This window comes from Aggregatilinea sp., from assembly GCF_036822615.1.
GTDB lineage: Bacteria > Chloroflexota > Anaerolineae > Aggregatilineales > Aggregatilineaceae > Aggregatilinea.
Genome location: NZ_DAISHJ010000013.1, coordinates 20,369 through 30,735 on the forward strand (window position 1 = coordinate 20,369; position 10,367 = coordinate 30,735).

Consider the following 10,367-nt stretch of genomic DNA (forward strand, 5'->3'; position numbering starts at 1 on the left):
CGCGTGGGTGCTCCCCTGGCCTTATGCTAACATCGGAATAGTTTTCAAAGCTCCGGAATGGAGGCTCTATGATTCTGGTGACAGGCGCGGCGGGCTACGTCGGGCATACGCTGGTACGCCGCCTCGTGGACGCGGGCCAGCCGGTCCGTGCGATGGTGCACAGCCCGGCCAGGGCCGAAGCACGGCTGGCGGACGTGCGCGACCGTATCGAGATGGTGCCGGGCGACGTCACCCGGCCCGACACGCTGCCGCCCGCGCTGGACGGCGTGCAGGCGGTCGTGCATCTGGTCGCGATCGCCATCGAAAAGGGCGGCGCAACCTACGAAAAGATCAACACCGACGGCACGATCAATCTGATCGAAGCCGCGAAAGCCGCCAGGGTGCGGCGGTTCGTCAACATGAGCCAGAACGGGGCGGACAGCGCCTCGCCCTACCGGTTCTTGCGCAGCAAGGGCAAAGCGCAGGACGCGGTCGCTGCGTCCGGCCTGGACTGGACCGCGCTCAAGCCCTCGGTGATCTGGGGGCCGCAGGACGAGTTCGCCAACGTGCAGGCGCGGCTGATCCGCCTGACGCCGCTGATCTTCCCCGTGCCCGGCGACGGGCAGGCTCGCTTCCAGCCGGTGTGGGTGGGTGACGTGGTGGAAGCCATCGCGCGCAGCCTGGAGGATAACACCACCATCGGCCACGCCTACGAGCTGGGCGGACCGGAAGTGCTGACCTACGATGAAATCGTACAGCGCGTGCTGGCCGCCCTGAACACGCGCCGCGCCTTGATTCACACCCCCGTACCGCTGATGGCGCTGGCAGTGCGCGCGATGCAGCTTCTGCCCAATCCTCCGGTGACGCCCAGTCTGCTCGACCTGCTCAAAGTCGATAACGCGGTTGCGGACAACGCGCTGACGGCAGCCTTCGGCATCACGCCGCGCGCCTTCGTGCCGGAAAACCTGGGCTACATGCGCCAGTTCACCGCGCTAGGCACGCTGCGGCGGCTTCTCGGTCAGTCCGTCGAGGAAGCGCAGCCGTGAGCGGTCCGGTTGAGATGCGCTGTTCGGTGAACTCGATCAAGACGGACGAACAGCTCTTCGGCACAGCATCCACCGCGACGACGTGGCTGCTGCTCGAATATGACGAGCGCTGGGAACGCAAGGCGTACCAGCAGTCCGATCTGTCCGCGCCGGTCAAGGACTGGCTCGCGCACCAGGAAAAAACCCTGCCCGACGCGCGCGTGCAGGTCATCCGGCAGAATCCCCGCCTGTCGCCCGATGGCATCCTGTTTTACGTGGCTCTGGCCCGCGAAACCGATCCGCTGCTGGTCGAGTTCCGGCTGAAGCGGTACGAGGATCTGCTCGATCTGGATCTGGCCGCCATCGGCACGGACGCCGATCCTTACACGGCGCAGCGCCGGACCGATCCACTGTTCCTGGTGTGCACGCATGGCAAGCGCGACCTGTGCTGCGCGCTGCGCGGGCTGCCCGTCTACGTCGAGGCAACCGAGCTGGCCGGGGCGAGCGTGTGGCAGTCCTCGCACGTCGGCGGGCACCGTTTCGCCGCCAATCTGCTCACTTTTCCGTACGGCATCGCCTACGGGCGCGTGGAACCGGTCCACGTCGCGGAAATTATCGCGGCGACACGGCACGGCGAGATTGTGCCGGAACAGGTGCGGGGCCGCTCGTGTTACCCCGCGCACGTTCAGGCCGCCGAACATTATGCCCGCGCGGCGTTGGGCCTGCGCGGCGTGGATGCGCTGCGGCTGGTCAGCGCCGAGTCTCTCGCGCCGGAGCAGTGGCGGGTGCGCTTCGAGCGCCGGGCGGACGGCGCGGCAGTGACGCTCGACGTGGCGGCGGAAGACTCCGACTTCCGCGTGTTCAAAAGCTGCGGCGATTCCGAGCCGGAAACCGTGACGCAGCACCGCCTGCTGCACTTCGAGACCGCCGCACCCTGACGCCACACCCCGACCGGCGCGTTCCACGTATTAGTAAAGAGTAAGAAAGGCGGGTGATGGCTCGCCTTTGTCGTAAAATAAGCTGAAATTGATTGATGCAGATGCCGTATTCCGGTAGAAGGATCCGCCGATCTATGACCCTCATTCACGGCTTCGAACTGCTCCGCGAGCAGGATATTCCCGAACTGAACACCCACGCCCGCCTGTTCCGCCACGCCAAAACCGGTGCGGAGCTGCTTTCGCTGGAAAACGACGACGAGAACAAGTCGTTCGGCGTCGCGTTCTCCACCCCGCCCGCCGACTCGACCGGCGTGCCGCACATCATGGAGCATTCCGTCCTGTGCGGATCGCGCAAATACCCGGTCAAAGAGCCGTTTGTCGAGCTGTTGAAAGGCTCGCTGAACACGTTCCTCAACGCCTTCACCGGCTCCGACAAGACCATGTACCCGGTCGCCAGCCAGAACGTGCAGGACTTCTACAACCTGATCGACGTCTACCTCGATGCGGTGTTTTACCCGCGCATCACGCCGCAGACGTTGGAGCAGGAAGGCTGGCACTACGAGCTGGACGATCCCGGCGAGCCGATGACGTTTAAGGGCGTCGTGTTCAACGAGATGAAGGGGGCCTATTCCGACCCTGAAAACGTATTGGGCCGCTTCACGCAGCAGGCGCTGTTCCCCGACACGCCCTACGGCCACGACTCCGGCGGCGACCCGGCGGTGATCCCGGATCTGACCTACGAGCAGTTCAAGATGTTCCACGACACCTACTATCACCCCAGCAACGCGCGCATCGTGTTCTGGGGCGACGACGATCCCGACACGCGCCTGAGCATCGTGAACGACTACCTGAAGGACTTCGACCGTCTGGATACGCTGGACGTGACGATCCCGTTGCAGCCGCGCTTCGCGGAGCCGCGCTCCGTGACGCTGCCCTACGACGCGGGCGAAGACGGCGCAGAGGGCAGAAAGGCCTATCTGACCGTCAACTGGATCCTGGCCGACAACAGCGACACCGAAACGACCTTCGCGCTGGAAATTTTGAGTCACATCCTGCTGGGTACGCCCGCCTCGCCGCTGCGCAAGGCGCTGATCGAGTCCGGCCTGGGCGAAGACATCACCGGCGGCGGCGTGGATACGGACCTGCGCGAGCTGACGTTTTCGGTCGGGCTGAAGGGCATCGCGCCGGACGGTGCGGGGGCGGTCGAGGCGCTGATCCTGGATACGCTGGCGGATCTGGCCGGCAACGGCCTGGACCGCGAGACGGTCGAGGCGTCGCTGAACACCATCGAGTTTTCGCTGCGCGAACGCAACACGGGCAGCTTCCCGCGCGGCGTGCTGGCCTTCGTCCAGACCTTGAGCACCTGGAGCTACGGCGGCGATCCGCTGGAGCCGCTGGCCTTCGAGGGTCCCTTGAGCGCGATCAAGGCCCGGCTGGATGCCGATCCGCGTCTGTTCGAGGGGCTCATCCGCACGTACCTGCTCGACAATACGCACCGCGTCACGCTGCTGCTGACGCCCGACGAGACGCTGCGCGCCCAGCAGGACGACGCCGAACGCGCCCGCCTGGATGCCGTCCGCGCCGCCATGAGCGATGAGGACGTGCAGCGCATCATCGCCGAAACCGAAGCGCTGCGGTTGGCGCAGGAAACGCCCGATTCGCCCGAAGCGCTGGCGACGATCCCCATGCTGACGTTGGACGATCTCGACCGCGACAACAAGCTGATCCCCATCGAGACGCTGGCACGGCACGATACGCGCGTGTTCTATCACGACATTTTCACCAACGGGATCGTGTATCTCGATCTGGGCATGAACCTCTACGCGCTGCCCGCCGAAGACCTGCCGTACGTGCGGTTGTTCGGGCGCGCGCTGCTGGAGATGAGCACGGAAACGCAGGACTATGTACGCCTCGCGCAGCGCATCGGGCGCACGACCGGCGGCATTCACCCGTCGATCCTGACCTCCACGGTGCACCCCACGCGCGAGGGCACGGCATGGCTGTTCCTGCGCGGCAAAGCCACCACTGACAAGGCCGACGAACTGCTGGCGATCCTGCACGACGTGCTGCTGACGGTCAAGCTCGACAACCGCGAGCGCTTCCGCCAGATCGTGCTCGAAGAAAAGGCCCGCCAGGAAGCGAAGCTGGCCCCCGCCGGGCACATGGTCGTGTACGGGCGGCTGAAGAGTCACTTTCACGAGGCGGATTGGGCCTCCGAGCAGATGCAGGGCCTCGACTACCTGTTCTCGCTGCGCACCCTGGCCGACCGCATCGACGCCGACTGGCCGGGCGTGCTGGCGCGGTTGGAAGGCATCCGCGCGCGGCTGGTACGCCGGGCGGCGATGGTCGCCAACGTGACGCTGGACGCGGGCGCGTGGTCTGCGTTTGAACCGGCCCTCGATGGTTTCCTGGCCGGGCTGCCGCAGGAAGAAGTCGATCTGGCGCGGTGGACTCCCGCCCGCAGCGCGACCAACGAAGGGCTGATCATCCCCGCGCAGGTCAACTACGTGGGCAAGGGCGCGAATCTGTACGCCCAGGGGCACAGCTTCGACGGCTCGCTGCTGGTGGTCAACGACTACCTGCAAAGCACCTGGCTGTGGGAGAAAGTCCGCGTGCAGGGCGGCGCGTACGGCGGATTCTCCGCCTTCGACCGCAACACGGGCACGTTCGTCTTCCTGTCGTACCGCGATCCGAACCTGCTGGATACGCTCGACATCTACGACGCCACGGGCGACTATCTGCGCAAGCTCGACCTGAACGACGACGAGCTGACGAAGGCGATCATCGGCACGATCGGGCAGCTCGACGCTTACCAGCTTCCCGACGCGAAGGGCTACACCTCGTTGATTCGCACGCTCGCTGGCGACACCGACGAGCGCCGCCAGCAGATGCGCGACCAGATCCTGAGCACGACGCCAGCGGACTTCAAGCGCTTCGCGGATCTGCTGGACGAGGTACGGACGCACGGGCAGGTCGTCGTGCTGGGCGGGCAGAACGCCATCGAGGAAGCGAACACCGCCCGCGCGGGCTGGCTCGACGTGCGCAAGGTGCTGTAATCCCCCATGACGTGACGGTTGGCGTAGGGGTACCCACACAGATATGGTTTGGCCTAGAATCGATCGTAGGGGCGTATTGCGATACGCCCCTACCAACTCCGTTGAGTTGACGGAATGACCGGCGGCTTGCTCCGCCCCCTACGAGTTATCGGACCCTACCGATCTTTGAGCCTTGTTCTTGTTTTGACTAAAAACTGAAAACTGACGACTAAAAACTGCTTTTTTCCATTTTCCCCTAAATCTTAGGGGGTGCCTGGACAGGCATTAGAACGGTGATCTGCTTTAGAATTACCACCAGCGGCGTGCGACAACCGCGCCGCACCCCAATGAGCGAGTGGACCTCACAGAGGAAGGAACTCCCCGGATGTCAGAAAAGATCGAGGAACGGTGGTACGCGCTCCCCGTCGAACAGGCGCTGGAACGGCTGGGAACCACCGCCGACAGCGGCCTATCCGACGGGCAGGTGGCCGAGCGGCAGGCGGAGCACGGCAAAAACGCGCTGCCCGTCGGTCAGGGCACGTCCATCTGGAAGCTGCTGCTGTCGCAGTTCACCGACGTCATGGTGTTCGTGCTAATCGTGGCCGCCGCAATCTCGTTTGCGATTGGCGACACGAAGGACTCCATCGTCATCCTGGCGATTGTCGTGCTGAACGCGGCGCTGGGCTTTTTCCAGGAATATCAGGCCGAGCAGGCGCTGGCCGCGCTGAGCGCGATGCAGACGCCGCAGGTGCGCGTCCGGCGCGGCGGCCACGTGCACGAGGTCAGCGCGGAGGATCTGGTCCCCGGCGACATCGTGCTGCTGGAAGCGGGTGACCGCATCCCCGCTGACGGGCGGCTGATCGAGGCGGTGAACCTGCAAATTGAGGAGGCCGCGCTCACGGGCGAATCAGTCGCGTCCGAAAAATCGGTGAAGCCCCTGCACGACAACGGCACGCCGCCCGCCGTCGCGGACCGCACCAACATGGCCTATATGGGCACGGCGGTCACCTACGGGCGCGGCGTGCTGGCCGTGACCGAAACCGGCCTGAAGACGCAGCTTGGTAACATCGCGGCCATGCTTCAGCGCGTGGAAGAAGGCCGCACCCCGCTTCAGGACCGGCTGGCGCACATGAGCGTGTGGCTGGCGGGCGCAGCGCTGATCGTGACCGTGCTGGTGTTTGTGGCGGGCGTGCTGCGCGGCGAAGACCTGCGCGAGATGTTCCTGACCGCGATCGGGCTGGCTGTGGCGGCGATCCCCGAAGGGCTGCCCGCCGTGATCACGATTGCGCTGGCGCTGGGCGCGCGGCGCATGGTCAAGCGCAACGCGCTGATCCGCAAGCTGCCCGCCGTGGAAACGCTCGGCTCCGTCTCGGTGATCTGCACCGACAAGACTGGCACGCTGACCCGCAACGAAATGACCGTTACGACCATCGCCCTGCCAGGGCGCGACGAGGAAGTGCGCGTGAGCGGCGTGGGCTACCAGCCGGTCGGCAACTTCCATGTGGGCGAGCAGCAGATTAACGCCGTCAACGACGAGGTGCTGGCGCGCATTCTGAAGGCCGCTGCGTTGAACACGGACGCGTACGTCGAGCAGGCCGAAGAGGATGCCCCCTGGTCGGTCGTGGGCGACACCACCGAAGGCGCGCTGCTGGTTGCGGCGGAAAAAGCCGGGTGGGATCGCGGCGCGCTGGAAAAGGATCTGCCGCGCGTGGCCGAACTGCCGTTCAGCTCCGAGCGTAAAGCGATGACCACCATTCACCAGCCGACGGGGCGCTTCGCCGCCGACCTGTTCGAGCACGCGCAGTACGTCTCCTTCACGAAGGGCGCGCCGGACCAGCTCGTGCGCTGGGCGTCGGAAGAAGTCACGCCTAACGGCCCGTCTCCGCTCACGCCGGAACGATCCGAAGCGTGGAGCAAGCAGATCGAGCGCATGGCGAGCGAGGGCCTGCGCGTGATCGGCATCGGCTACCGGCCCTTGCAGGCCGTGCCGGAAGAACTGGAGCCGGAAAAGGCCGAGCGCGATCTGACGCTGCTGGGCCTGATCGGCATCCTCGACCCGCCCCGCAGCGAAGCCCGGCGCGCGGTGAAGGTCGCGGCGGAGGCGGGCATCCGCACGGTGATGATCACGGGCGACCACAAGCTGACGGCGGTTGCCATCGGCAAGCAGTTGGGCATCATGGGCGACGAAGGCCGCGCCATGACCGGGGCCGACCTGGACGCCATGAGCGACGACGACCTGAAGAAAGTGGTCAACGACGTCTCGGTCTATGCGCGCGTCTCACCGGAGCACAAGCTGCGCGTGGTGAAGGCCCTGCAGTCGCACGGGCAGATCGTGGCGATGACCGGCGACGGCGTGAACGACGCCCCGGCGCTCAAGCAGGCCAACATCGGCGTGGCGATGGGCATCACCGGCACAGACGTCAGCCAGGGCGCGTCGGACATGATCCTGACCGACGACAACTTCGCCAGCATCGTGGCGGCGGTCGAAGAGGGCCGCACGATCTACGACAACATCCGTAAGTTCATCCGCTACCTGCTCAGCACCAACGCGGGCGAGATCATCGCCATGTTCGCGGCGCTGGTCTTCGGGCTGCGCGTGCCGCTGCTGGCGATTCAAATCCTGTGGATCAACCTCGTCACGGACGGCCTCCCCGCGATCGCGCTGGGCTTCGAGCCGAGCGAGCCGAACGTGATGAAGCGCAAGCCGCGCCCCCCGCGCGAAAATATCTTCGCGCACGGCGTCGGGCTGCACGTCATCTGGGTTGGCATCTGGTTGGGTGCTGTAACACTGTTAGGCTACGTCTGGGCCATCCACCACAACGGCGGCGACCTGCTCGATCCCAGCGAGAGCGTGTTGGCAGTCGCGCGCACGATGGCGTTCAGCATCCTGGCGCTGTCGCAGGTGTTCGAGGTGTCGGCCATTCACGGCGGCGATGCGTCGTTCTTCCGCGTGCCGCTGCATCGCAACAAGCTGTTATGGGCCGCCGTGGTCCTGACTGCTGTGCTGCAGATGGTGGCCGTGTACGCGCCGTTCGCCAACGACATCCTGAACACGGTCCAGCTTGACGCGACCGAGCTGCTCGTCGCGTGGCTGCTGGCCGGGTCGATCTTCCCGGCGGTGGAAATCGAAAAAGTGCTTCGTCGGCGTTACTACAGCACGCATTCGCAGACGTAATCGCCGCGCGCGCCGGGCGATCCGGTGCTGTGGCGTAGGGTATCAGGCGGGCCGTCTCGTACAGGGGCGGCCCGCCTGTATGTTATACTCTGGTCGCTGCTGCGGCCTGCCCGCGCACGCCCCCTGGGATGTGCTTTGCAGCGATTTGAGTTGCGATGGTATTGGTATGAAGAGACAGCTCCGGGGCCTCAAACACCGCTCGATCCAGCTTGACCTTGACCTGTACCGCGTCCGCGTGCCGATCAAAGACGTCCCCGGTGCGTCGCTGGCGGTCGTGGATCTGTGGCCGGAAGCCGTCGAGCAGACGATCGTGTTCGTGCACGGCTACGCGGGCTGCGCCGAAACGTGGGAATATCAGGTCAACCACTTCGCGCGCGATTACCGCGTCGTCGTGCCGGATCTGCGCGGTCACGGCCAGAGCGACGCCCCCTATACCGACTACACCATGGACGAGATGCTGCGCGACCTGCAAACGGTCGTGGAGCGTTTGCAGCTCCCCGAAAAATTCGTGCTGGTCGGGCACTCGTTCGGCGGCTCGATCTGCGTCGAATATGCGAACGCCTTTCCCGAACGGCTGGAACGCCTCGTGTTGATCGCCACGGCAGGCGAATACCCGCTGCCGCGCGCCGCGATGATCGCCTTTCGCGTGCCGCCCATGTTCTATCGCGGCGTGTGGAAATATCGCTGGCGCTGGAATGCCGAGATCCACGTCATGCGGCGCATGATGCTCAACAACATGCGCAAGTGGCGCGGCTGGCCGCTGCTGCGCAGCGTGCGCACGCCCACCCTGATCATTCGCGGCGAGCGCGACACGTACTTTCCCAACCGCGTCTACGACGACGTGGCGAAGCTGGTCCCCGGCGCGGAAGTCTACGACGTGGGCGGGGCCAAGCATAAGGTGCAGATCGAGCGGCACGAAGCCGTCAACCGCGTGATCGAGCGCTTCATCAAGGGCAAGCAGCGCTCCTCGTGGCGCGGCCCCACCACCCGCACCGCGCTGATCGAGGAGCGGCCCTGGCTGCTGAATTACCACCCCGAGACGCCCTACACCATCCCGATCCCGCGCCAGCCGCTCTATCGTTTTCTCGAAAGTGCGGCGGACGCCGTGCCCAAGGCGAACGCGATCCTGTTCTACAACCGCGCGATCAATTACCAGCAGCTCAACCGGCAGGTGAACCAGATGGCGCACGCGCTGCGCGGGCTGGGTGTCGGCCTGGGCGACCGGGTGATGCTCGTGATGCCCAACGTGCCGCAGATGGTCGTCGCCTATTACGCCGTGCTCAAGGCGGGCGGCGCGGTCGTGCTGCCGCATCCCGACGCGGAGCTGGACGAGCTGGCCCGCCAGGCACACGACACCGGGACGAAAGTGCTGGTCACGCTGGCGAACTTTGGCGCGCTGGTCGAAACCATGCGCGCGCAGGCTGCCGTCGAAACGATCGTGCTGGCCGATCTGACCGGTCTGGTTGGCCCGCCGCTGTCTACGAGGCTCAACGTGCAGTGGGGCAGCCCGATCACGGCGGACGGCAAAGGGCTGCGGTCGATGGCCGACCTGATGCGTAACGCCTTAGACTTCGACCCGGCGATCGACGTGTCCGGCCATCACGTCGCCGTGATCGCCTACACCGGCGGCACGACCGGATCCCCGGCGGGCGTATGCCTGTCGCATACCAATCTCGTGGCGAACGCGCTGCAAATCCGGCACTGGATACCGGGCTTGAAGTATGGCCGCGAGTCGTGCCTGTCCGTCGTGCCGCTGGCGCACAGCTACGGCATGACCTGCGGCATGAATCTGCCCATCGCGCTCGGATCGACCATGATCCTGCTGCCGGAATTCGACGTGGAGCAGGTGCTCGATTATGTCAAGGCCTACCGCCCGACCGTGCTGCCCGGCGTGCCGTCGATGTATCTGGAGATCAGCCACGCGCCGCGCGCCCGCACCTATGGATTGTCCGCCGTCAAAGCATGTCTCAGCGGGGGCGCGCCGCTGCCGGTCGAGGTGAAGGAAGAGTTCGAGAAGATCACGCAGGGGCGGCTGATCGAGGGTTACGGCCTGACCGAAGCCGGGCCGCTGACCCACGCCAACCCGCTCTCCGCCGCGCGCAAAGCCGGATCGGTGGGCGTGCCCATATCCAATACCCGCGCGCGCATCGTCGATCCGGGCAGCGGCGACGTGCTGCCCGCCGGGCAGGTCGGTGAGCTGGCCGTCCAGGGGCCG

The 10,367-nt window shown here is 65.7% G+C and carries 5 protein-coding genes; all 5 read left to right on the plus strand.

Annotation, left to right across the window (positions count from 1 at the left end; translation table 11 throughout):
- Positions 1-68: 68 nt before the first annotated feature.
- Positions 69-1,025 carry a complex I NDUFA9 subunit family protein gene (locus V7116_RS06540; protein WP_324391091.1) on the plus strand — a complete coding sequence of 319 codons (957 nt, stop codon included), beginning with the start codon at positions 69-71 and terminating at the stop codon, positions 1,023-1,025.
- Positions 1,022-1,942, plus strand: coding sequence for a sucrase ferredoxin (locus V7116_RS06545; RefSeq protein WP_324391092.1), 921 nt, complete (start codon positions 1,022-1,024; stop codon positions 1,940-1,942). The genes V7116_RS06540 and V7116_RS06545 overlap by 4 nt, the downstream gene beginning before the upstream one ends.
- 134 nt (positions 1,943-2,076) lie before the next feature.
- Positions 2,077-4,998 (plus strand): insulinase family protein, encoded by a 2,922-nt coding sequence (locus V7116_RS06550; protein ID WP_324391093.1) that lies wholly within the window; start codon positions 2,077-2,079, stop codon positions 4,996-4,998.
- Between the two features lie 364 nt (positions 4,999-5,362).
- On the plus strand, positions 5,363-8,152 hold the full coding sequence (locus V7116_RS06555; RefSeq protein WP_324391094.1) for a cation-translocating P-type ATPase: 2,790 nt from the start codon (positions 5,363-5,365) through the stop codon (positions 8,150-8,152).
- A gap of 166 nt (positions 8,153-8,318) precedes the next feature.
- On the plus strand, positions 8,319-10,367 hold a 2,049-nt coding region (locus V7116_RS06560), incomplete at its 3' end, for an alpha/beta fold hydrolase (protein WP_324391095.1).